This is a genomic window from Enterobacter sp. 168J2 (genome assembly GCF_034107265.1).
GTDB lineage: Bacteria > Pseudomonadota > Gammaproteobacteria > Enterobacterales > Enterobacteriaceae > Enterobacter > Enterobacter nematophilus.
Genome location: NZ_JAWNEB010000001.1, coordinates 1,425,927 through 1,448,481 on the forward strand (window position 1 = coordinate 1,425,927; position 22,555 = coordinate 1,448,481).

Sequence of the window (22,555 nt, forward strand, 5' to 3'; positions counted from 1 at the left end):
CGCCGAAGCGGGTTTTTTTATTAGTTGCTGGTATCCAGCTCGTCGAAGCTCTTCACCAGATCGTCAATCGCTTTGATCTGCTTCAGGAACGGCTCCAGCTTATCCAGCGGCAGCGCGGAAGGACCATCGCACTTCGCGTTAGCCGGATCCGGGTGCGCTTCAATGAACAGACCTGCCAGGCCGGTCGCCATACCGGCGCGCGCCAGCTCGGTCACCTGGGCACGACGGCCGCCAGAGGCTGCACCAAACGGGTCACGGCACTGCAGCGCGTGGGTCACGTCGAAGATCACCGGAGACTGGTTAGAAACGTTCTTCATCACGCTGAAGCCCAGCATGTCAACAACCAGGTTGTCGTAACCGAAGTTAGCGCCACGGTCGCACAGAATGATCTTGTCGTTACCGCCTTCGATAAACTTATCAACGATGTTACCCATCTGGCCAGGGCTCACGAACTGCGGTTTTTTCACGTTGATTACGGCACCGGTTTTCGCCATCGCGGCAACCAGGTCGGTCTGACGCGCCAGGAAAGCCGGAAGCTGGATTACGTCTACCACGTCTGCCACAGGCTGCGCCTGCCAGGACTCATGCACGTCGGTGATCACTTTCACGCCAAACGTCTGCTTCAGCTCCTGGAAAATTTTCATCCCCTCTTCCAGGCCCGGGCCGCGGTAAGAGTTGATGGAGGAGCGGTTGGCTTTGTCAAAAGAGGCTTTAAACACGTACGGAATGCCCAGCTTCTGGGTCACGGTCACGTAGTGCTCGCAGATACGCATGGCGAGATCGCGGGATTCCAGCACGTTCATACCGCCAAACAGCACGAACGGCAGGTCGTTTGCTACCTTGATATCACCAATGCTAACCACTTTTTGTTTCATAGGATCGCCTTATTCAGGTGTGAATCGGAATTAAGATTAATGCAGTGTAATTTGTTTGTGCGAGATCGCGTTGATCTGCGCGCGAATCATTTCGCTAATCGGATCTTCCGGGCACTGCTCGACGAAATAGCTCAGATCGTTCAGCGCCACGTGCTCGCAGTCGAGCTGGGCATAGATAAGCCCGCGGTCGCGTATTTCGTACGGATCTTCCGGATTAAACTGCAGCAGCACTTCACTGGCGCGCAGGGCCAGCTCCATCTGACGCTCTTCCATCAGCGCTGACTTCAGCGTATCCAGCAGCTTGCGGATGACTTCGGCGTTGTCGGCTTCGTCGAGATCTTCGTTAAAGAGCTCGGCCACCGGGCTGATGTTGCCCTTCAGCCAGACGTCCAGCGTATGCTCATCCAGCGTGTCGCCGTTAAAAGGATTAATGAGCCACATCTCACCGTCCAGCCACTCCGCGCGCAGGATCATCTGCGTCGGGAAAATGACCGGCACCAGCGGAATATCCAGGCGGTGCGCAACCCACAGCAAAATAGAGCCCAGCGCAACGGCGCTGCCCTGACGATTTTTTAAGACCTGGTCCAGCCATAATGCGTCAGACAGGCGATACACGCCACGCGTGTCGCAGAAACCCCATTCGCCGTAGAAAAGCTCCAGAAGCTTCTCTAATTGCCAGTCCTGCGGGCGCGCCTGATTGATCTCTTCACGCGCCAGGCTGACCAGATTCTCCAGCTCATCGTAGACGTACTGCGACGTAAAATCGTCGCGTATCATCTCCGAAATCAGGATCATGCCATCGCAAAGCGGCACTTTATTAAATTCGAAATCGGCTAAGGACCTCATGACTTACCCCAGTAACGACTGAGCGAACAACGACGCTCAGGCGCGATAAAACTCAAAACGATGTAGATGATAACGCCAAACTGCCTTTCAGTCAGCCTTACGCCTTTATCAGTAAATGGCAGATACCCGGAACTCAAGACCACTGTCCCAGCGTCAGGCGTTCGTTGCCGCCGTAGTCACGGCAGGTTTCGACAGCGGCGTAGCCTGCCTGGGTAAACAGTTCCCGCACGGATTCTCCCTGCGTCCAGCCATGCTCCACGAGCAGCCAGCCGCCGGGAAGCAAATGCTCCCGTGACGTTGTCACAATGTGATCAAGATCGGCTAATCCCGCATTGGCGGCCACGAGCGCCGTCAACGGTTCGAAGCGAACGTCTCCCTGCGCAAGGTGCGGGTCAAGTTCGTCAATGTAAGGAGGATTGCTGACAATCATCGCAAATGAGCGGTTCTCCAGCGCGGCAAACCAGCTGCTTTGCATCACCGTTACGTTGCCGAGCCCGAGACGCTCAACGTTACGCTGCGCCAGCGCCACCGCGTCGGGCATCACATCCACTGCCGTCACATCGCAGTCAGGCCGCTCGCTGGCGAGCGCCAGCGCGATAGCCCCCGTCCCCGTTCCGAGATCGAGAATGCTGCAGGCCGCTGCGGGTAAACGCGCCAGCGCCTGCTCTACCAGACACTCGGTGTCCGGACGCGGGATCAGCGTCGCCGCCGAGACGTAAAGCGGTAGCGACCAGAACTCGCGCTCACCGACAAGGTGCGCCACCGGCTCACCGTTTTTACGGCGGGCAAGCAGCGCGGCGAGCCGTGCTTCCTGCTCGGCGGTCAGCAGCGTCTCACCAAAAGCCAGCAGGTACGTGCGGGCTTTACCCGTCACATGTTCCAGCAATATTTCGGCGTCGCGCTTCGGGCTTTCGCTTTCGGAAAGCTCCCCGGCCGCCTCGCGTAACCAGCGCTGAAAATCCATTATTCCTGCTCGGACAGCGCCGCCAGCTGGTCGGCCTGGTATTCCTGCACGATAGGCTCAATCAGCATATCCAGCTTCCCTTCCATCACCTCGTCCAGACGGTACAGGGTCAGGTTGATGCGGTGGTCGGTCACGCGGCCCTGCGGGAAGTTGTAGGTGCGGTTACGGTCGCTGCGATCGCCGCTACCCAGCAGGTTACGACGCGTAGAGGCTTCCGCCTGCTGACGCTTCGCCATTTCCGCCGCGTGGATGCGTGCGCCCAGCACGGACAACGCTTTGGCTTTGTTTTTATGCTGCGAACGTTCGTCCTGACACTCCACCACGATGCCGGTCGGCAGGTGGGTAATACGGATAGCGGAGTCGGTGGTGTTAACGTGCTGACCGCCCGCGCCGGAGGAGCGGAAGGTGTCAATGCGCAGATCCGCCGGGTTGATATCCGGCAGTTCCGCCTCCGGCAGCTCCGGCATCACCGCCACCGTACAGGCGGAGGTGTGAATGCGGCCCTGAGATTCCGTAGCCGGCACGCGCTGCACGCGGTGACCGCCGGATTCAAACTTCAGACGGCCGTACACGCCGTCGCCGCTGATCTTAGCGATAACCTCTTTGTAGCCACCGTGTTCGCCTTCGTTGGCGCTCATGATCTCCACGCGCCAGCGGCGCGATTCGGCGTAGCGGCTGTACATGCGGAACAGATCCCCGGCAAAGAGCGCTGCTTCGTCACCGCCGGTACCGGCGCGCACTTCCACAAACGCGTTACGCTCGTCGTCCGGATCTTTCGGCAGGAGCAGCACCTGAAGCTGCTGCTCCATCTCTTCGGAACGGGCTTTTGCATCCTGCAATTCTTCCTGCGCCATCTCGCGCATCTCAGGATCGTCGAGCATCATCTGCGCGGTTTCAATGTCTTCCTGAACCTGTCGCCAGTCGGTAAAGCATTTTGATACATCACTCAACTGCGCATATTCACGCGAAAGCGCGCGAAAACGTTCCTGGTCCGCGATGGTCCCGGCATCGCCGAGCAGCGCCTGTACTTCTTCATGGCGCTCGTGCAGAGCTTCCAGTTTAGCGACGATAGAAGGCTTCATAGGCGTAAGTGCACCTTGTCTTAGAAAATGGGTATAGGGCGCTATTCCAGCCCGAGGCTGTTGCGCAGAATAGTCAGGCGTTCATCATCCCCGTCACGGGCAGCCTGTTGAAGAGATTTGGTTGGTGCATGGATCAGGCGGTTGGTCAGCTTCCACGCCAGATCCTGCATAATAGCCTGCGCGTCGCCGCCCTGTTCCAGGGCCGCTAACGCTTTGGCAGTCAGGTCATCACGCACCTGCTCCGCCTGCCCGCGGTACTCGCGGATGGTCTCGCTGACGCTTTGCGCGCGCAGCCAGGCCATAAATTCGCTGGTTTCCTGCTCAACAATGGTTTCCGCCTGCACCGCCGCCGCTTTACGCTGGGCGAGGTTGTGCGAAATGATGCTTTGCAGGTCATCCACGCTGTAAAGGTAGGCGTTAGCCAGCTTGCCAACCTCTGGCTCAACATCGCGCGGAACGGCGATATCCACCAGCAGCATTGGCTGATTACGGCGGGATTTCAGGGCACGCTCCACCATCCCTTTACCGATGATCGGCAACGGGCTGGCGGTAGAGCTGATAATAATGTCCGCCTCTTTCAGACGTTCATCAACATCGCTCAGCGCAACCACTTCGGCACCCACCTCGTCCGCCAGCACCTGCGCGCGTTCGCGGGTGCGGTTCGCGATAATCATCTTTTTCACTTTATGTTCGCGCAGATGGCGCGCCACAAGCTCGATGGTTTCGCCCGCGCCTACCAGCATCACGGTGACGGTGGAAAGGGATTCAAAGATTTGACGTGCAAGGGTACAGGCTGCGAAAGCAACAGAAACCGCACTGGCGCCAATGTCGGTTTCGGTTCGCACACGCTTCGCCACGGAGAACGACTTCTGGAACATGCGCTCCAGCTCGCTGGCCTTGAGATGCCCTTTTTGCGAATCCGCAAACGCTTTTTTCACCTGCCCCAGAATCTGCGGCTCGCCGAGCACCAGCGAATCCAGCCCGCTGGCGACGCGCATCAGATGGCTGACCGCATCGTTATCCTGATGCCAGTACAGGCTGTTACGCAGTTCGTCTTCGTTGAGATTGTGGTAGTCGCATAGCCAGCGGATCAGCGCGTCGTGCAGGTTATCCTGCTCTTCCACGCTTAAATACAGCTCGGTACGGTTGCACGTCGAGAGCACCACGCCCCCCTGCACCATCGGCTGGGCAAGCAGGCTGTCCAGCGCCAGGTCAAGCGTATCCGGCGAAAACGTAACGCGTTCTCGCAGCGAAACCGGGGCCGTTTTGTGGTTTATGCCGAGTGCTAATAGGGTCATGTTGAGCGGGAGTAGTACCAGCGTTAATAAGGTTAGCAGGACGCATCATACAGGATGCGCGAGATCAATAAAAGAGACCGCCTCCTTTCGGAGTAATAGGTTACTCAACGCTTTGAGATAATTTGAACGTAGACGGTAGCACTGCGGGACGCTAGCATTAACAGTTATAACTGCAACGTATCTCAAGGATTTGTCCTCATTATGACCCGACTGATTCGCCTGCTGCCGCTGGCGGCACTGGTTCTGACCGCCTGTACTGTCACCCAACCAAAAGGCCCGGGCAAAAGCCCTGATTCACCGCAGTGGCGTCAGCACCAGCAGGACGTCCTTAACCTGAAGCAGTACCAGACGCGCGGCGCCTTCGCGTATCTCTCTGACGAACAAAAGGTTTATGCCCGCTTCTTCTGGCAGCAAACGGGGCAGGACAACTATCGCCTGCTGCTGCTGAACCCGCTTGGCAGCACCGAGCTGGAGCTTATCGCCAAACCGGGCGAAGCGCAGATCACCGATAATAAAGGCCAGCACTACACGGCGACCGATGCCGAAGAGATGATTGGCAAGCTGACCGGGATGCCTATTCCGCTGAACAGCCTGCGCCAGTGGATCCTCGGCCTGCCGGGAGAAGCGACCGACTATACGCTTGACGACCAGTACCGTCTGAGCCAGGTCAATTACACCCAGAACGGCAAAACCTGGAAAGTGGTGTACAGCGCCTATGACAGCAAGAGTAAACCGTCGCTGCCATCGAACATGGAGCTGACCCAGGGCAGCCAGCGCATCAAGCTGAAAATGGACAACTGGATCGTTAAATGATGACCCACTGGCCTTCTCCGGCAAAACTGAACCTGTTTTTATACATCACCGGCCAGCGTGCTGACGGGTATCACACCCTGCAGACGCTGTTTCAGTTTATTGACTATGGCGACACGATTACCATCGAGCCGCGTCAGGATGGGCAGATTTGCCTGCTGACGCCGGTCGACGGCGTGGCGCATGAGGACAACCTGATCGTCCGCGCCGCGCGCCTGCTGATGAAAGCCGCCGCGGAATCGGGCCGTCTGCCGGCGGGAAGCGGGGCGGATATCCGCATCGAGAAGCGTCTGCCGATGGGCGGCGGTCTCGGCGGGGGATCATCCAATGCCGCCACCGTGCTGGTTGCGCTGAACCACCTCTGGGGCTGCGGGCTGTCGACGGATGAACTGGCTGGTTTGGGCTTAACGCTGGGCGCAGATGTCCCTGTGTTTGTTCGCGGCCACGCGGCCTTTGCCGAGGGCGTGGGCGAGATCCTCTCCCCGGTCAACCCGCCGGAAAAATGGTATCTGGTTGCCCACCCCGGCGTGAGCATTCCGACTCCAGTCATCTTTAAAGATCCTGACCTGAAAAGAAATACCCCGATTCGGTCAATAGAAACGTTATTAAATTGTGAATTCAGCAACGATTGCGAGGATATCGCAAGAAAACGTTTTCGCGAGGTTGATGCGGTGCTTTCCTGGCTGTTAGAATACGCGCCGTCGCGCCTGACTGGTACAGGGGCCTGTGTCTTTGCTGAATTTGACACCGAATCCGCCGCTCGTCAGGTGCTTGAGCAAGCGCCGGATTGGCTGCATGGTTTTGTAGCGCGCGGGATGAACACCTCCCCCCTACAGCAGGCCATTCTGGCGCAGACTGAGTTTCGGTGACAACGTCACCCTGTTCCAGACGTTGCATCGCGCTCTTTAATACACCGCCTGGATAGCCTTTGCCTGGCCCGCACAGTTTACGGCGAACGCTATCCACCACTGGACGCATGCCTGAGGTTCTTCTCGTGCCTGATATGAAGCTTTTTGCTGGTAACGCCACCCCGGAACTAGCACAACGTATTGCCAACCGCCTGTACACTTCCCTCGGCGACGCCGCTGTAGGTCGCTTTAGCGACGGCGAAGTCAGCGTACAAATTAACGAAAATGTACGCGGTGGTGATATTTTCATCATCCAGTCCACCTGTGCTCCAACGAACGACAACCTGATGGAACTGGTTGTTATGGTCGACGCCCTGCGTCGCGCTTCCGCAGGCCGTATCACTGCTGTAATCCCTTACTTTGGTTATGCCCGCCAGGACCGTCGCGTCCGTTCCGCGCGTGTGCCAATTACCGCTAAAGTTGTCGCTGACTTCCTGTCCAGCGTCGGCGTTGACCGCGTCCTGACCGTTGACCTGCACGCAGAGCAGATCCAGGGCTTCTTCGACGTCCCGGTTGATAACGTATTCGGCAGCCCAATCCTGCTGGAAGACATGCTGCAGCTGAACCTGGACAACCCAATCGTGGTTTCTCCGGACATCGGCGGCGTGGTACGTGCCCGTGCTATCGCTAAGCTGCTGAACGATACCGACATGGCCATCATCGACAAGCGTCGTCCGCGCGCTAACGTTTCTCAGGTGATGCACATCATCGGTGACGTGGCTGGCCGCGACTGCGTGCTGGTTGACGACATGATCGATACCGGCGGTACGCTGTGTAAAGCCGCTGAAGCGCTGAAAGAGCGTGGTGCCAAGCGCGTGTTCGCTTACGCGACTCACCCGATCTTCTCCGGTAATGCCGTGAACAACCTGCGCAACTCCGTCATTGACGAAGTTGTGGTATGCGATACCATCCCACTGAGCGACGAGATCAAGGCACTGCCAAACGTGCGTACCCTGACCCTGTCCGGGATGCTGGCCGAAGCGATTCGTCGTATCAGCAACGAAGAATCCATCTCTGCAATGTTCGAACACTAATCGAACACGGCCAAAAAACCCGCTGCGGCGGGTTTTTTTGTCTCTGGGTTTTATTTGTATGATTAATGCCTCCTTCACCTGCCATTCACATGACAGATGATGCGCATACGGATGATAGATAATTGTGAAAAACGTAGCCTCCTCACATGTTCTGCCCTTTCGCGCCCTCATCGACGCCTGCTGGAAAGAAAAGTACACTTCGTCACGCTTTATCCGTGACCTGATTGCCGGGATCACCGTCGGCATTATTGCCATCCCGCTGGCGATGGCGCTGGCCATTGGCAGCGGCGTTGCGCCACAGTACGGTCTGTACACCTCGGCCGTTGCCGGGATAGTTATTGCCCTGACGGGCGGCTCGCGCTTCAGCGTCTCCGGCCCGACCGCCGCCTTCGTGGTGATCCTCTACCCGGTTTCACAACAGTTTGGTCTGGCAGGCCTGCTGGTTGCCACCCTGATGTCCGGCCTCTTTTTAATTCTGTTCGGTCTGGCCCGGTTTGGACGCCTGATTGAATATATTCCCCTTTCCGTCACGCTCGGGTTCACCTCGGGGATTGGGATTACCATCGGAACCATGCAGATCAAGGATTTCCTCGGCCTGCAGATGCCACACGTACCGGAACACTACCTGCAAAAAGTGGGGGCGCTGTTTATGGCGCTGCCGACGGCCAACCTGGGCGACGCCGCCATCGGGATTGTCACGCTCGGGACGTTGATCGTCTGGCCTCGCCTCGGTATTCGCCTGCCGGGGCATCTGCCCGCGCTGCTGCTGGGCTGCGCGGTGATGGCTATCGTCAATATGTTCGGCGGCCATGTCGCGACTATTGGTTCGCAGTTCCACTATGTTCTGGCGGACGGTTCGCAGGGTAGCGGCATTCCGCAGCTATTGCCGCAGCTGGTGCTGCCGTGGGACATGCCGGGCTCCACTTTTACACTGAGCTGGGATTCGCTGCGCGCCCTGCTGCCCGCCGCGTTCTCGATGGCGATGCTGGGGGCGATTGAATCTCTCCTCTGCGCCGTGGTGCTCGACGGCATGACCGGCACTAAGCACAAAGCCAACAGCGAACTGGTCGGTCAGGGCTTAGGCAACCTCATCGCACCGTTCTTTGGCGGTATTACCGCAACGGCAGCCATCGCCCGTTCTGCGGCCAACGTGCGCGCGGGGGCAACGTCACCCGTTTCGGCGGTCATCCACTCCCTGCTGGTGATTCTGGCGCTGCTGATCCTTGCTCCGCTGCTCTCATGGCTGCCGCTTTCCGCCATGGCCGCCCTGCTGCTGATGGTGGCCTGGAACATGAGCGAGGCGCATAAGGTGGTCAATCTTCTGCGTCGCGCGCCGAAAGACGACATCATCGTGATGCTGATCTGCATGTCGCTGACCGTGCTGTTCGATATGGTTATCGCCATCAGCGTCGGGATCGTGCTCGCTTCCCTGCTGTTTATGCGCCGCATCGCGCAGATGACGCGCCTCTCTCCGGTTAACGTTGAGGTGCCTGACGATGTGCTGGTTCTGCGCGTGATTGGCCCGCTGTTCTTCGCCGCGGCGGAAGGTCTTTTTAGCGAACTGGAGTCCCGCATCGCGGGCAAACGAATTGTGGTACTGAAGTGGGATGCCGTTCCGGTGCTGGATGCCGGCGGTCTGGATGCCTTCCAGCGCTTCGTTGCACGTCTGCCGGAAGGCTGCGAGCTGCGGGTGAGCAACCTGGAATTCCAGCCCCTGCGCACCATGGCGCGCGCGGGCGTACAGCCAATCCCTGGCCGACTCTCCTTCTACCCTAACCGCGAAGCCGCGTTAGCGGATCTGTGAGTTACCCGATGCAGAGAAACGTCTCTGCATCATTACCCCGATCGCCTGCTGAAGCCATCCCAGCACGGCAGGCGTCATCCACGTGCCTTTCATCAGATGCGGCTCCTGCTGCATGGCTGTGCGAAACTTTTGCTGAGTCTCAGGGTTCGTCCCTGCGTACGACTGGAACAACGCCAGCCAGTTTTCCGCCAGCTTTTGCGCCTCCTCCGAGGCAGGATCGCGATTTTCCCGCTGCGCCTGGTGCAGTTTCGCCACCAGCGGCGGCCACTCCATCATGCGGTCAAAGTAGTGCACCCGGGTAAAGGCCATCTCTTCGGCAGTGAGATACTTCTCCCAGATGCTGAGCTTAGATTCCGCAAACGCCCGCGTGATGTAATCGGTCATCTCCGGCGTGATGCCGGTCTGCTCGCGCATTTGAGGCTCCACGCTGTGCATCTCGTTCAGGCGGGTGAGAAACTCCGGCTTGCCCGCCGTGTCCTGCTCCAGGCGTTCCATCCAGCGCGTTGCCAGATCCATCGCCCGCGAGTCAGTTACGGGTATATCCTGTTCCAGCAGCGCGTTTGCCTCTGCCACCAGCCCTGACCAGATAGCCGCCAGCGCATCCTTTTGCACCGCAAACGGCAGCTGCTGTAACTCTTCTTTGCTAAACCAGCGATCGTACATATTCATTAACTCCAGAGTCTGTAGCCAGGATTCCAGATCCGGCGTCGCATCGTCGGTAAGCCCGGTACGCAGCTCCACCAGCCGGTCGCGCAGCGTGTGTATGCTGCGCAGCTGTTTATCCAGCAGCGTGATTTGCGCATCGAGTAATTCGCTTAATGACAGCGACTCCTTTTCCAGAAAGTCCCTGATTTCAGCAAGTTCCAGCCCCGCTTTTGCCAGCGCCTGGATCATATGCAGACGCTGGACATCCGCCAGGTTGTAAAGCCGGTAACCTGCCGCGCTTCTGGCAGAAGGCAGCAACAGCCCTGTTTGCTCGTAGTGATGCAATGTCCGCACGGTGATACCGGCTCGTTTCGCCAGCTCACCCACCTGAATCAACATAACTGCTCCTTTTTACTTTGCCAGTGCCACCACTCTGGAGCCTTACGTTACGTTAGGGTCAATATGCTATGCAAAAAAAACGACTCCGGATGGAGTCGTTTCGATGTTCTTAATCAGGCACTAGCTGTGCTTATGCTGGTCGCGACGACAGCGTTTGTCGTAGTGGCGCACCCACCAGTATTTATCGCAGACTTCCTCATGTCCGCTCACGCGCGCCCCGGCGAGCCACAACACCGCACCGAGGAAGATGCTCAGTACCGCGCCATGCGCGAAGTATTGTGGGAGATCAAGCTGCGGCAGCTGGTTTAAAATGGAATAACCTACGCCGACTACCATCACGAAGAGCCCCAACCCCATCAGCACGTTACCGAGTAACGAAGCGTTTTTGCGTTTCATGTGTCACCTCTGGAACTTTGGGTTGTCAGGGGAAAAGCCCCTAATCCTTGTGTGTAAAGTATAGACAACGCCCCTTTTATGAGTTGCGTGAATGATCACAATTACAGATAACTCCCAGACAAAAATTTACAAATAACACCTTGAACAGCTTGAAATTCTAATTGTTCAGATAAGTAATTATTTGCATTCCGCTGTGGAGATCGCAGAATTTTGTCAAGCGGCGCGCCAGACAGTAAACTACGCGCCAGATCTGGAACCCATTAGGAATTGAATCGTGACGATTAAACTGATTGTCGGCCTCGCCAACCCGGGCGCAGAATATGCGGCAACCCGCCACAACGCCGGGGCATGGTACGTCGATCTGCTGGCTGAACGGTTACGTGCTCCCCTGCGTGAAGAACCAAAATTCTTCGGCTATACCTCACGTATCAACCTCGCTGGCGCGGATGTTCGCCTGCTGGTGCCCACCACCTTTATGAACCTTAGCGGCAAAGCGGTGGCGGCGATGGCAACGTTTTATCGCATCAATCCGGATGAAATTCTGGTGGCTCACGATGAGCTGGATCTCCCGCCCGGCGTGGCAAAATTCAAGCTGGGCGGCGGGCACGGCGGCCACAACGGTCTTAAAGACATCATCAGCAAGCTGGGCAATAACCCGAATTTCCACCGTTTGCGCGTGGGAATCGGCCATCCGGGCGATAAAAACAAAGTTGTCGGTTTCGTTCTCGGTAAGCCCCCGGTTTCTGAGCAGAAACTGATTGACGAAGCGGTAGACGAAGCGGCGCGCTGCACCGAAATATGGCTGAAAGATGGCTTAACTAAAGCGACAAACCGCTTACACGCTTTCAAAGCGCAATAATCCGCCCGATACGGCTTTTTTACCGCGCGTCATGCGGGTTACGTGTATAATAGGCGTAGTTATTTACTTTTCATCAATCGGTTATCGTTAACGGATTGATTATTAAGATATTAAGGTGATTTAGAAATGGGATTCAAATGCGGTATCGTCGGTCTGCCAAACGTGGGCAAATCCACCCTGTTTAACGCGCTTACCAAAGCGGGTATCGAAGCGGCGAACTTCCCGTTCTGTACCATCGAACCGAACACCGGCGTGGTGCCAATGCCGGATCCGCGTTTGGACCAGCTTGCGGAAATCGTGAAGCCGCAGCGCATTCTGCCAACCACCATGGAATTCGTGGACATCGCGGGCCTGGTAAAAGGCGCCTCCAAAGGCGAAGGTCTGGGTAACCAGTTCCTGACCAACATTCGTGAAACCGAAGCGATCGGCCACGTTGTGCGCTGCTTCGAGAACGACAACATCATCCACGTTAACAATAAAGTGGATCCGGCTGACGACATCGACGTCATTAACACCGAGCTGGCGCTCTCTGACCTCGATACCTGCGAACGCGCCATTCACCGCGTGCAGAAGAAAGCCAAAGGCGGCGACAAGGACGCGAAAGCGGAACTGGCTGCGCTGGAAAAATGTCTGCCACAGCTGGAAAACGCGGGCATGCTGCGCGCGCTGAAAAACCTGACTGAAGAAGACAAAGCGGCGATCAAATACCTGAGCTTCCTGACCCTGAAGCCAACCATGTACATCGCCAACGTTAACGAAGACGGTTTCGAGAACAACCCGTACCTGGACAAAGTGCGTGAAATCGCAGCGGCTGAAGGTTCTGTGGTTGTGGCAGTTTGCGCGGCCGTTGAATCCGATATCGCCGAGCTGGACGATGCCGACCGTGAAGAGTTCATGGCCGAGCTGGGTCTGGAAGAGCCGGGCCTGAACCGCGTGATCCGTGCAGGCTACGAGCTGCTGAACCTGCAGACCTACTTCACCGCTGGCGTGAAAGAAGTGCGTGCGTGGACGATTCCTGTGGGTGCAACTGCACCTCAGGCGGCCGGTAAGATCCACACCGACTTCGAGAAAGGCTTTATTCGCGCGCAGACTATCGCGTTTGAAGACTTCATCACCTATAAGGGTGAGCAAGGCGCGAAAGAAGCAGGCAAGATGCGTGCGGAAGGGAAAGATTACATCGTTAAAGATGGCGATGTGATGAACTTCCTGTTTAACGTTTGATTGGTTTTGAATGGGAAAAATCCACGCTTAGGCGTGGATTTTTTTATAGAGTAACGAACTTATCCCCTCTTGCGCAGATAGAACTCCAGATATTTTTTAGGTCTATCCTGAAACGCACGTTCTTTGCCGTAGTTATAAGCATCGTTAAAATATTTATACGCTTCCTCGAATTGATTCAACTCATAACAGACCATGCCGAGATCGATTAAGGGTGCAGTGTCTATATCCGATCCACGTGTCCGTAATGTTGTCTCTCCCCATTTCTTTGCCTCAGCGTAATCCGCGAGATCAAAATATGCGCTGTACATGCAGGCAGAGATCCAGTTGGCGAGCTCCCATTCGAGCTTTGGCTCAGGAAGCGCTTGCCAGGCTTTTTGGTATTGCTCTAAAGCCTCGGCGTATTTTTGATTGTCGTGAAACTCTATTCCTTTTGCAACAGGGGATGTAACTCTTTTTTCATCGAATTTATAGCATACGCTTTTCATATGTTTATTCATTATCATCCGAAAAGAGACCTCCTTGCCTATATAAAAGGAATATCAGCGATAAATGCCTTCAGAAGCAAGGAGGTCTCTAAAAGAGTGAGTTTTGATTGTTAACTAACCAAAAAAGAAATATTTAAAACCTTCTGCCTCAACATCCTTAAGCTTGCTTTTTAGCATTAAATCGATATCTTCCAGAAAGTCCTCTCTGAAATTAAAATCATCATCTGTAGCATCACCATCATATTTACTTTGTTCTATCTCAATGGCAGAACAAAAAGCATCCAAAAAGTCGGCTAACGAATTGGAAATAATGAAATTTCTTTTTTGAACACTACCATAAACAGGAGATGTGATACTTTGGGTATCACAAAAAAGAACATCTCCATTTCGTTCAGCAAATATTATATATTCATCGCGCCAGGTCGTGTCATTTTGAACTCGCCAGCCTGATAACATTTCATTAAGCTCTTGGGACTCAACAATCTGTATAAAGAAAGTACCATCAAATGTTGGGTGGTCATTTAAAATCAAATGGCTATAAAAAAAACGAATCTCGCCATTTAAATTCACTGGAAAAGAAGTTTCATTTTCATCGTCTGCATAGTCTATCTCTCCCATATTTAAATCATTCATTTTGAATTTGATAACAAAGTCTTGGACTGCATTTTTTATGTTCATCTTTCCCCCTATAATTGCTTACATCGTTGTCTAGATTTTAGTGTTCTTTCTCTATCAATTAAGCGCCCGCGCGTCGAGTTTTTAGTATTCCCTCTATGTCCTTGATCACCATGGACATGCTCATTGAACTTGTCGGGATGGTTATGATTTTTCAAAAAGACAATATTCCTCGGATCACCTTGCCATTTAGAACCAAGTGTACCATTGCCTTCTACCGAGTTGATATGATGCCCAGTATAGCCTGCCCGTGACATCACGGAGGTAAGACTCTTGTTCGGAGTCTTCAATATTAAATCTCTCTCATGCGCTGTCCAATTCCTGGTGCCAGCCCCACCATCCTGCAATAAGGCTTTTTCTTGCACCCATGCCCTAGAGATAGCAGAGCTTCGAGCTCCGTTTTGAGCAGAAAGGGAATCGTGTGGGCGGTAGCGAATCAGATCTTCAGGAGTCAACCCCCACGGATCCACCCACCCCAGCGCATTCGGCGCATACTGGTAAAGGTTTATCCCCCCCGCCAGACCTATCGGATCCTGCTGCGTAAACCTTCCGCAGTCCGGGTCGTAATACCGGAACAGATTGTAGTGCAGCCCTGTCTCACGGTCCAGGTATTGCCCCTGCATGCGCAGGTTCTGAGAATATCCTGATACCTGCGTCTCGCTTTCCCGCAGCAGCTTGCCCCAGGCGCTGTTCACACCTTCCCAGCGCACCTGCCCTTCGATATCCGTCATCCGCTCCGGCGTGCCGTTCGGCTGGCAGTGGAACCAGAAGATCTCCGGGGCATCTACGCCGTCAATACGCGCCAGAGGATCGTAGCTGTCCTGATCGCTGTAGACGTAGGTGAGCGGTACATCCCCGTGCACCTCCTGCAGCAGGCGGAATCCTTCCCAGATAAACCGGGTGGTGACCGGCTTGCCGGTTGGCTGTCCGCCCAGCATCTGGCGTCGCGTTTTGCTGACGCGCCGACCGAGCGGATCGTAGCGGAAGCTGACCTGCGTCTGCGGCCTGTTGCGATCCCGCGGCTGGCTGATGACCTCCGTCAGGCGGTGCTCGCCATCGTAGCGGTAGTGCCAGCGGGTCTGACCGTTGTCCTTCTCCACGGTGCGGCCGTGGATATCATAGCGCCAGCGAATGCCGTTCAGCTGCGTCAGACGATTGTGCGTGACCTTCTCAGCAGAACCTTCCAGCGGGTTACCGGCCGCATCCCAGCGCCACTGCTCCTGGCCAGGCAGCGTGCCGTCCTGAACGAGCAGACGCCCGGCGCTGTCGTACTGCCAGCGGTACCAGCTGAACGGATTATCGTCCCGCTCTTCCCGCACCAGGTTATTGCGATAGTCGTAATCCCAGCGGCGGGACCAGCGGCGCGGCGACGGGCGCTGGGCGTTGCCGGTAAAAACGTCCCGGCGATGCAGTCGGCCAAGGCGGTCGTATTCGCTGCGGGTGGTCAGCAGCCCCTGGGTGCGGCTGGTCTCGCGGTGAAGCTCGTCGCGGGTAAAATCAGAGACCGACAGCTTATCAAGAGCAATGCCGAGCAGATGCCCGCTGCCGTAGTAAAACTGCTTAAGCTCGCGGCCATCGGGCAGCGTGACGGAGGTGCGGTTACCCAGCGCGTCGTACTGCCAAGCCAGCTCTCCGTGCTCGCCCGCTTCGCGCGTGATGCGACCAAGCGCGTCATACTCAAAGGCAAGTTCCTGCTCTGCCTCGGTGGTCCAGGCGTCGGCTGAAAGCGCCGGATGCAGCCCTATCCGGCTTAACAGCCCGGACGGAGTGTAATGGTAGCGGGTCTGTCCTTCCGGCGTGGTGCGGGCGACCAGCTGGCCGCTCGCGCTCCAGGCGAAGGCGTGGGTGATGGCCTCCGGATGGCCGGCGGCAAACGTGCGCGCAATCGTGCGCCCGCAGGCGTCGTAGCGATACTGCGAGGCCACGCCATCGAGCCCCACCTCTTCCAGCAGCAGAGAGTCCGCGCCCCAGCGGAACTGGTACGCTTCGCCGTTTTCGTTTTCAAGAGCAAGCAGACGTCCGCGGCTGTCCCAGCGGCGGCGCACCTCTTCGCCCTGAGTATTGCGCGTAGCGGTTAAGCGCCCGGCCTCATCGTATCTGAACTCACTTTCTTTTCCGTCGGCGCCAGCATGCTTCACCGGCAGGCCACGTTCGTTCCATTTGAGCGACTCCGTCCAGCCTTCCGGACGATCGAGCTGCACAGGGCGCCCCGCGGCGTCGTAGCGGTAACGCGTCTCTTCACCGTCGGCGCTAATCTCGACCACCAGCCAGCCCAGGGGATGATAGCGGTAGCGGGTAATACGACCGGAACAGTCCGTCGCACGCACAATCTGTCCGGCCTCGTTGTACTCCTGGTAGCGGCTGTTTCCGGCGGCATCGACCTCCTCAACAACCTGGCCGAACTCGTCTCGGCGCAGTAGCGTGGTCTGCCCCATCGGGTCCACCACGCGCTTCAGTCCGTGGTGTTCGTCGTACCAGAAGCGGGTGGCGCTGCCGTCGGCTTCGATAATGGCCGAGGGGAGCGCGCGGTGCTCCAGCCAGGCGGTGGTGCGGGCATTGCCGTCGGCGTCGGTCTCCTGAACCCGGTTGCCCATTTCGTCGTAGACGAAGGTGACGGCGTTGCCGAGCGGATCGATGCGACGCGTCAGAAGCTCGTTGTCGTCCCACTCGTAGCGCCAGTTTTCACCGCGCTCGTCAACGTAGCGGACAATCAGATTTTGCGCGTTCCAGTAGTGGCGGCGCGTCTGACCGTCGTAGTGCTCGACGGTCGTCAGCCCGGCGGCTAAATCGTAGCTAAAGCGGCAGCCGTCGCCGGTGCTGGTGCGGTTTTCCACCACGCGCCAGTGATCGAACTGTTTCCAGCGGTATTCGCTCTCCAGACCGCCCGGCAGACGGTGCCAGACCATCAGCCCGTGCTCGTTATAGCGGTATTCACGCGTCACCACGCCGGAGGCATCCGTCGCGCTCGCCAGCTGGCCGCGCGCGTCGTAGCCCCACTGCATCAGCGGCCATGTCTGGTTGCCGTCGAAATGGCTGGCAGCGGTAACGCGCTGCGGGAAACGCTCATCCTCATAACCAAGGGTGACGTCGATTGCCCGCGGCTCGTCGTGCAGGCCGACCAGCCTGCCGTGCTCATCCCACTCCGTCAGCAGCGCGTTGCCGTATTCATCGCTGAGTGAGGCCAGACGCAGGATGGAGGGATTTGCCAGGGTTGGTTTATACAGACGCCACACCGCGCCGTCATCGTCGGCAATCGCCACGTCGCCGCTCTCATTGCGGCGGATAATAATGCCTTCGCTGATGCTGTAAAACGCGCGGTCGACAGGCGGCAGCTCGAAGCTCAGCTCGCGCCCGGTTTCGTCAAACCAGGTGGCATTGTTTTCGTCGAGCGTCAGATAGCTGTCAAAGGTGGTTGCCCAGCCCAGACCGAACAGCCCTTCGCGGGTGGTCAGGCTGTTGTAGCTGCGCTGCCAGCGAAGCGGGAAGCGCCCCGGCAGCGAGAAATCGAGTTCGTCGTCGTCATTCAGCACCTTCACGCCGGTGGCGGCGTGAACCGGGTGCGAGGAGCCAAACACGGCATTCACCGCCATATCGGCCAGCATCCCGCCGCCGGCCGCCGCCAGCGCGCAGGGCATGTTTTTGAGAATTTTGCCCGGACGCCCGCGCAGCAGGGAGAGCGCAATCATCCCCAGCGCCAGGCCAGGCGTTTTACCGCTTTTGATATCGCGGACCGTGAGCGTCTCCCCGCCGATGATCACGTTCGGGGAGACATCGTCGGAAACGGTGCCTTCACAGGTGGTGCGATCTTTTGCGCGCACCGCGGGCTGCCCGTTGATAAAGACGCTTTTAGAGCCTTCCGCCAGATACTGCGGCCCGGAGTGCTTTTCGCACGCCACCTTGTCTTCTTCCAGCGGCGAGGTCCCCGCTGCGGCAGAGGCCACGCTCGGCTGCCACATTTCGCTGCCAAACTGTCCGGCCGCGGAGAGCAGCATGCCCGCGTAATCGGCAAAGCTGCCCGGCGACTGCGGCTCAGGGGACGGCGTATCGGCGGGCGTCAGCGTCCCTGCCGCGCGCGCGGCAGGGATTGCGTTGGTCAGAACGTTATTCGAACCGGTAGTGATTTTGCCCGCAGGCGACGGCGGGAAAAGCGCGTTGCCTAACCCTTCCGCGGCGTTGCTGATATCGTCGGTGATGCCCGCCACGTTCGCCAGCACGCCACCGATAATTCCGCTTAACAGACAGCTGGATCCAATCGCCGCCACGCCCGCTGCGGCAGCACCCGCACCGAGTAGAGGCGCGGCCGCCGTAGCCGCCAGCCCTACCGCCGCACCGATCACCGCATAGGCGGCACCTTCAGCCACAATGCTGGTGATGTCAGCAAAAATGCTGGAGTGAATAATCTCGTCGCCCTTACGGGCCGCGTTGTTATCGCTCATGCCTTACACATTCCGGTTGTCGTTTAGCGTCAGACTCTGCTTAAGCGCGCTCCAGCGCACCTCGTCCTCTTCGGTGAAGGCTCTTAATGCCGAGAGGGTAAAAATCATCAATACCGGTTTGCCCGGCGTCTGCACGGCAAGCTGTTTTTGCCACAGGCGCTGTCCGTTACGGTCAAAGGTAGTCTCGACTTCCAGCCCGTTAATTTTTCCATCAGGCCCGGCTTTTACGCTCCGGAATTCGCTCTGGGCGATCTCACCCATCTGAGGACGCAGCACGTCCCACTGGCGATGAAACTCTTGTTCGTAGTCGCTGCCGTCCGGGATAACGCCGCGGCTGACCACCACGGACAGCCCGCTTTCGTCATCGCGAATAATGTTCATGCTGTTATCCTGCCAGGCAGCAGGAAAAAGGGAAAACGAACCTTCCTGGAGGGTGTATTTCATAAGTGAACTCGGGATGATTAATATTAAAGACTGTAAAGGCAGAAAAATAAAGGCCAGAGAATGCTGACCTTTTAGTAATACATTCTATTTATTAACCCATTGACCTGGCTGATCAACTAAAACATGACCACCTTTACTGACTACCAATTTCAATGGGTTATAGGTAACTGTATAGGTAATTTCGCCATTCTTAAATAAAGAACCAGTTACTTTGCCAGCCGTATCTTTGAATGTCTTCCCATCTAATGAAATTGTACTATTGTCACTTTTTCTAATCCCAAGATAAAACATACTATTGCAGTCTATTTCAAACGAACCACATTTATTTACAAGAGTAATATTGAATTTCTCGGTTTCAAAAGTTCTTTTTTCGGGTGTCGACGACTTTAACATTTTTGTTAGCTTATAATTCTGAGGAGCATAATATTCACCTTTCTGTGGCGGTGTAATTAAAGTCCAGATCATTTTATCACCAACAACTTCCAGTTTCGCGTGTCCCTTTCCGCCACCAAATGAAGAGTTAAATTCCACATTTGCTCGATTTTCAGCAATAACACCCTTTAGATTATTCTCATCATCTGGGGGACAGTCAATGCGGTTACCGTTTTGAGTAACATAACAATAACTACCATTCACATTTTGACCAACTTGATTTAATCGTAAAGTGAGTGTAGACTCATTTTTTTGCTCTCCGCTCCACTGACCAGAAAACATATCTTTAGCGATTGCATGGCCACTATTAAAACCTGCAACCATCAATAACATTACTAATTTTATATTCATTACAAAGCCACCTGTGCACACCGATCAACTCGATTTAACCAACCTGTCAAAAACTTAGCATTCTTAGAATTATTTACCACAAGGTTTTCATAATATTCTTTACGGATGTCCGCTATTCTGGACGTAAGTTTCGCTGAGTCGCTTACGCTGTTCATTGCTTCTATAGTCTTAGGCCCTATTTTCCCATCTGCAATTAGCTGCTGGCCAAACTCATTGTTCAGCAATTTTTGGATTTGTTTACCGGCTCCGCCGGAGGTTATGGTCCAATCATAAGACATTAGTGCGAGTTTAGGATCATTAAGATTGTTAAATCCAGACGGTTCCCAGTAACGTTTACGGTAAATTGTCTCAGCCTGTTCATTGGTTAAATTTTTTAGATTATCCAATGTGGGTTCAACACCAAGATCTTCCTTGGCATATTTCTGCCATGTTTTCCACGCAATTCCTTTATTGGTAGCTCCCCCGGAGTCGTTAGGATCATTAACGTACCCGCCTTCATTCTGGAAAATAATAGGAGAGATCTTTGAAAACTTATCATCACTTTGAGTCGGTGTTGCTGAAGTGGCATTACTTACTGTTGCTTGAGGTGCTGGTTTCGTTGCAGACTCTGATGGCACTGGAGACGCTCCTGCCCCTTTCTTGCTTTGTTCAGGCGCAAAATACGCCTGCACCGCCGCATCAATATCCCCTTTATGCCCCGAGCCCGGTGCCGTTGTGCCCGGCTTGGTGCCAGAGGTATTCAGGTGCAGCTTACCGCCCGTGGTGATATAGCCATCCCCTTCCACGAAGAAATTAAACTCTTTGCCGATCAGGTTAATCTTGCCGTTAGCGTTCAGCTCGATGGCGCTTTCACCTGAGACCAGCCGCAGCTTCGTCCCGGAAGCAATGACATACTGCTCTACCGCCGCATCCAGCTTGCCTTTCCCCGTCAGGATCTCGGTTCCGCCTTTCACCGCCTGGGTCTGATTCGCTTCCACGCGATGCAGCTCATTTTTCTTCACGTAATGGCTGCGCGCCCCGCCGACGCTGTGCGTTTCATCATTCTTAACGCTGGTGTCCATGTTGCGTTCGGCCTGGATCCACACCTGCTCTGCACCCGCCTTGTCCTCAAAGCGCAGGGCGTTGGCGTTATCCACGGAGCCCCCTTTCGAGCGGCTCATAAAGCCCATCTGCGTCGCCGCAGCCGGCAGCGCCCACGGCGGCATGCTCGCGTCGTTGTACACGCGGCCGGTTATAATCGGGCGGTCCGGGTCACCGTTGATAAAGTCCACCACCACCTCGTCGCCGACGCGCGGGATCTGCACCCCGCCGTAGCCCTGGCCCGCCCACGCGCTCGACACGCGCACCCAGCAGGAGCTAGTGTCATCCCCCTTCGCCAGCCGATCCCAGTGGAATTTCACCTTCACCCGGCCGTATTTGTCCGTCCAGATACTCTCGCCCTTCGGCCCCACCACCTTCGCGGTCTGCGGGCCGTAGGTGCGCGGCCACGCCGTGGACTGCGCCGGACGGTACACCACCGCCGACGGGATGACAGTGAAATCGGTGCGGTGAATGGTCTCCCCCTCGCCGCTCGCATAGCGGTTCTCTTCGAAGTGGTAGCCCGCCGCCGTCACCAGATATTCGCCGTTGTCGCTGAAGAACGGCGCGTTGGTTAACGTGAAGGTGTGCCCCGGCGCTATACCCCCCGCCGTGGCGGTGGCCTGAATCTGCTGATGCTCAACCTGCCAGCGCTCCTGACGGATACGGGCATAGAACTCCCCGTGCCCTTTGTCCACAAAGCGCCCCGGCCAGTCGTACACGTCGATGCTCCCCGGCTTCGGCGACGCCGGGTTCTGCTGGGCCTGGAACAGCCACGCGTTCGGCTTGCGGAAGTCATAGTCGTCGAGGCTGTAAATCCCCGGCGTCACGCTGTCCTCCAGCGCCCACTGGCTGATGCCCTCTTCATCCGTACTGCCGCCGGACGGCGTCTGGTGGTAGGGAATGACCTCATAGCCGCTGAACGGCTGATGCTGCGTGGCGGCGTCGGTGAGCACCAGAGTGTGCTTGTCCGCCTCGTGGCTGAAGTGATACGCAATCCCTTCCAGCTCCATCAGGCGGCTGATGAAGTCCAGGCTCGACTCCTGATACTGCACGCAGTAGTCCCACACCCGGTAGCTGCCGGTGAGTTTATCCTCAACGTTAACCTGGTGCTCGCCCAGCAGGGTTTTCACAATCTGCGGCACCGTCTGCCCCTGGAAAATACGCAGGTTGCGGTCGCGCTTCATCGGCCACAGGTCCGGCTCCACCGTCAGCTGGTACACCGCATAGCGCGTGCCCGTCAGCTCAACGGCGCTGACCGCCACGCGGGTAATCTTGCCGTTAATGTACCGGGAGGTCAGCAGGTTCTGCGTCGGGATGGTCACCGTGACCGGCTGGCCGAGCAACCTGCTGCGGTCGATGCGCGCGTCCGTGCCGAGCACGGTCAGCGTCAGCGCGAACGACTCGGACATCGCCTCGCGGCCCGTCAGTTTCCAGAACAGAAGCCCCTCCACCGGGAGCTGAACGGTAATTCGGTTGAGCATAATCTTTATTCCATCTAGCTTATGCGATTC

The 22,555-nt window shown here is 56.4% G+C and carries 19 protein-coding genes and 1 pseudogene; 6 read left to right on the plus strand and 14 right to left on the minus strand.

Going from position 1 to position 22,555, the window contains the following annotated elements:
- Positions 1 to 20 precede the first annotated feature (20 nt).
- The 6 genes and pseudogenes from kdsA to hemA all read right to left on the minus strand — a co-directional run bounded on the left by kdsA (position 21) and on the right by hemA (position 5,065).
- Positions 21 to 875, minus strand: coding sequence for a 3-deoxy-8-phosphooctulonate synthase (kdsA, locus tag USG84_RS06870; RefSeq protein WP_028013459.1), 855 nt, complete (start codon positions 873 to 875; stop codon positions 21 to 23).
- A gap of 36 nt (positions 876 to 911) precedes the next feature.
- Entirely contained in the window at positions 912 to 1,721 is an 810-nt protein-coding gene (gene sirB1 / locus USG84_RS06875) for an invasion regulator SirB1 (protein ID WP_028013460.1), read from the minus strand.
- 29 nt (positions 1,722 to 1,750) lie between these two features.
- A pseudogene (locus USG84_RS24045) lies at positions 1,751 to 1,846 on the minus strand (siroheme synthase); the annotation flags it as partial.
- 8 nt (positions 1,847 to 1,854) lie between these two features.
- Entirely contained in the window at positions 1,855 to 2,685 is an 831-nt protein-coding gene (gene prmC, locus USG84_RS06880; RefSeq protein WP_253542363.1) for a peptide chain release factor N(5)-glutamine methyltransferase, read from the minus strand.
- The gene (prfA, locus tag USG84_RS06885; RefSeq protein WP_021240360.1) at positions 2,685 to 3,767 is read right to left on the minus strand and encodes a peptide chain release factor 1; all 1,083 of its coding nucleotides are present in this window, start codon (positions 3,765 to 3,767) and stop codon (positions 2,685 to 2,687) included. Before prfA ends, prmC begins: the two co-directional genes overlap by 1 nt.
- Before the next feature lie 41 nt (positions 3,768 to 3,808).
- On the minus strand, positions 3,809 to 5,065 hold the full coding sequence (gene hemA / locus USG84_RS06890) for a glutamyl-tRNA reductase (RefSeq protein ID WP_151412505.1): 1,257 nt from the start codon (positions 5,063 to 5,065) through the stop codon (positions 3,809 to 3,811).
- 201 nt (positions 5,066 to 5,266) lie between these two features.
- On the opposite strand from hemA, the gene lolB reads away from it, so the two are divergent.
- The 4 genes from lolB to dauA all read left to right on the plus strand — a co-directional run bounded on the left by lolB (position 5,267) and on the right by dauA (position 9,621).
- Positions 5,267 to 5,878 carry a lipoprotein insertase outer membrane protein LolB gene (gene lolB / locus USG84_RS06895; RefSeq protein WP_028013462.1) on the plus strand — a complete coding sequence of 204 codons (612 nt, stop codon included), beginning with the start codon at positions 5,267 to 5,269 and terminating at the stop codon, positions 5,876 to 5,878.
- The gene (ispE, locus tag USG84_RS06900) at positions 5,875 to 6,744 is read left to right on the plus strand and encodes a 4-(cytidine 5'-diphospho)-2-C-methyl-D-erythritol kinase (RefSeq protein ID WP_151412504.1); all 870 of its coding nucleotides are present in this window, start codon (positions 5,875 to 5,877) and stop codon (positions 6,742 to 6,744) included. The genes lolB and ispE overlap by 4 nt, the downstream gene beginning before the upstream one ends.
- A gap of 125 nt (positions 6,745 to 6,869) precedes the next feature.
- Entirely contained in the window at positions 6,870 to 7,817 is a 948-nt protein-coding gene (gene prs, locus USG84_RS06905; protein ID WP_003856663.1) for a ribose-phosphate diphosphokinase, read from the plus strand.
- 124 nt (positions 7,818 to 7,941) lie between these two features.
- Positions 7,942 to 9,621, plus strand: a complete 1,680-nt coding sequence (dauA, locus tag USG84_RS06910; protein WP_253542366.1) for a C4-dicarboxylic acid transporter DauA — start codon at positions 7,942 to 7,944, stop codon at positions 9,619 to 9,621.
- On the opposite strand, the gene USG84_RS06915 is transcribed toward dauA, so the two are convergent.
- Positions 9,607 to 10,665: a MerR family transcriptional regulator gene (locus tag USG84_RS06915; protein WP_253542369.1), complete on the minus strand. Its 1,059-nt coding sequence runs from the start codon at positions 10,663 to 10,665 to the stop codon at positions 9,607 to 9,609. The two genes, dauA and USG84_RS06915, sit on opposite strands and share 15 nt — an antisense overlap.
- Before the next feature lie 120 nt (positions 10,666 to 10,785).
- Complete coding sequence (gene ychH, locus USG84_RS06920) at positions 10,786 to 11,061, minus strand: stress-induced protein YchH (protein ID WP_008499505.1); 276 nt, start codon at positions 11,059 to 11,061, stop codon at positions 10,786 to 10,788.
- A 274-nt stretch (positions 11,062 to 11,335) separates the two neighbouring features.
- Here ychH and pth point away from each other — a divergent pair, with 274 nt between their 5' ends.
- Positions 11,336 to 11,920, plus strand: coding sequence for an aminoacyl-tRNA hydrolase (pth, locus tag USG84_RS06925; protein ID WP_023336005.1), 585 nt, complete (start codon positions 11,336 to 11,338; stop codon positions 11,918 to 11,920).
- Positions 11,921 to 12,046: 126 nt separating this feature from the next.
- Positions 12,047 to 13,141: a redox-regulated ATPase YchF gene (gene ychF, locus USG84_RS06930; RefSeq protein WP_010432886.1), complete on the plus strand. Its 1,095-nt coding sequence runs from the start codon at positions 12,047 to 12,049 to the stop codon at positions 13,139 to 13,141.
- 59 nt (positions 13,142 to 13,200) lie between these two features.
- Here the strand turns inward: ychF and USG84_RS06935 are convergent, their stop codons facing one another.
- The 6 genes from USG84_RS06935 to tssI form a co-directional block, all read right to left on the minus strand.
- Positions 13,201 to 13,626, minus strand: a complete 426-nt coding sequence (locus USG84_RS06935; protein WP_151412503.1) for a hypothetical protein — start codon at positions 13,624 to 13,626, stop codon at positions 13,201 to 13,203.
- Between the two features lie 114 nt (positions 13,627 to 13,740).
- Positions 13,741 to 14,304, minus strand: coding sequence for a hypothetical protein (locus tag USG84_RS06940; RefSeq protein ID WP_061097954.1), 564 nt, complete (start codon positions 14,302 to 14,304; stop codon positions 13,741 to 13,743).
- Positions 14,305 to 14,312: 8 nt separating this feature from the next.
- Complete coding sequence (locus USG84_RS06945; RefSeq protein WP_253542371.1) at positions 14,313 to 18,737, minus strand: RHS repeat-associated core domain-containing protein; 4,425 nt, start codon at positions 18,735 to 18,737, stop codon at positions 14,313 to 14,315.
- Between the two features lie 3 nt (positions 18,738 to 18,740).
- Entirely contained in the window at positions 18,741 to 19,181 is a 441-nt protein-coding gene (locus USG84_RS06950; protein ID WP_028013471.1) for a DcrB-related protein, read from the minus strand.
- 84 nt (positions 19,182 to 19,265) lie between these two features.
- Positions 19,266 to 19,964, minus strand: a complete 699-nt coding sequence (locus tag USG84_RS06955) for a hypothetical protein (RefSeq protein WP_253542373.1) — start codon at positions 19,962 to 19,964, stop codon at positions 19,266 to 19,268.
- Positions 19,964 to 22,525 carry a type VI secretion system tip protein TssI/VgrG gene (gene tssI / locus USG84_RS06960; RefSeq protein WP_151412502.1) on the minus strand — a complete coding sequence of 854 codons (2,562 nt, stop codon included), beginning with the start codon at positions 22,523 to 22,525 and terminating at the stop codon, positions 19,964 to 19,966. Before tssI ends, USG84_RS06955 begins: the two co-directional genes overlap by 1 nt.
- Positions 22,526 to 22,555 lie beyond the last annotated feature (30 nt).

Excerpts from the sequence above, each read along its gene's own strand:
- ispE (WP_151412504.1), top strand. The coding sequence starts at position 5,875 with ATGATGACCCACTGGCCTTCTCCGGCAAAACTGAACCTGTTTTTATAC.
- USG84_RS06935 (WP_151412503.1), bottom strand. The coding sequence starts at position 13,626 with ATGAAAAGCGTATGCTATAAATTCGATGAAAAAAGAGTTACATCCCCT.
- USG84_RS06940 (WP_061097954.1), bottom strand. The coding sequence starts at position 14,304 with ATGAACATAAAAAATGCAGTCCAAGACTTTGTTATCAAATTCAAAATG.
- sirB1 (WP_028013460.1), bottom strand. The coding sequence starts at position 1,721 with ATGAGGTCCTTAGCCGATTTCGAATTTAATAAAGTGCCGCTTTGCGAT.
- prfA (WP_021240360.1), bottom strand. The coding sequence starts at position 3,767 with ATGAAGCCTTCTATCGTCGCTAAACTGGAAGCTCTGCACGAGCGCCAT.
- USG84_RS06950 (WP_028013471.1), bottom strand. The coding sequence starts at position 19,181 with ATGAAATACACCCTCCAGGAAGGTTCGTTTTCCCTTTTTCCTGCTGCC.
- USG84_RS06955 (WP_253542373.1), bottom strand. The coding sequence starts at position 19,964 with ATGAATATAAAATTAGTAATGTTATTGATGGTTGCAGGTTTTAATAGT.
- hemA (WP_151412505.1), bottom strand. The coding sequence starts at position 5,065 with ATGACCCTATTAGCACTCGGCATAAACCACAAAACGGCCCCGGTTTCG.
- USG84_RS06945 (WP_253542371.1), bottom strand. The coding sequence starts at position 18,737 with ATGAGCGATAACAACGCGGCCCGTAAGGGCGACGAGATTATTCACTCC.
- lolB (WP_028013462.1), top strand. The coding sequence starts at position 5,267 with ATGACCCGACTGATTCGCCTGCTGCCGCTGGCGGCACTGGTTCTGACC.
- kdsA (WP_028013459.1), bottom strand. The coding sequence starts at position 875 with ATGAAACAAAAAGTGGTTAGCATTGGTGATATCAAGGTAGCAAACGAC.
- ychF (WP_010432886.1), top strand. The coding sequence starts at position 12,047 with ATGGGATTCAAATGCGGTATCGTCGGTCTGCCAAACGTGGGCAAATCC.
- prmC (WP_253542363.1), bottom strand. The coding sequence starts at position 2,685 with ATGGATTTTCAGCGCTGGTTACGCGAGGCGGCCGGGGAGCTTTCCGAA.
- ychH (WP_008499505.1), bottom strand. The coding sequence starts at position 11,061 with ATGAAACGCAAAAACGCTTCGTTACTCGGTAACGTGCTGATGGGGTTG.
- USG84_RS06915 (WP_253542369.1), bottom strand. The coding sequence starts at position 10,665 with ATGTTGATTCAGGTGGGTGAGCTGGCGAAACGAGCCGGTATCACCGTG.
- tssI (WP_151412502.1), bottom strand. The coding sequence starts at position 22,525 with ATGCTCAACCGAATTACCGTTCAGCTCCCGGTGGAGGGGCTTCTGTTC.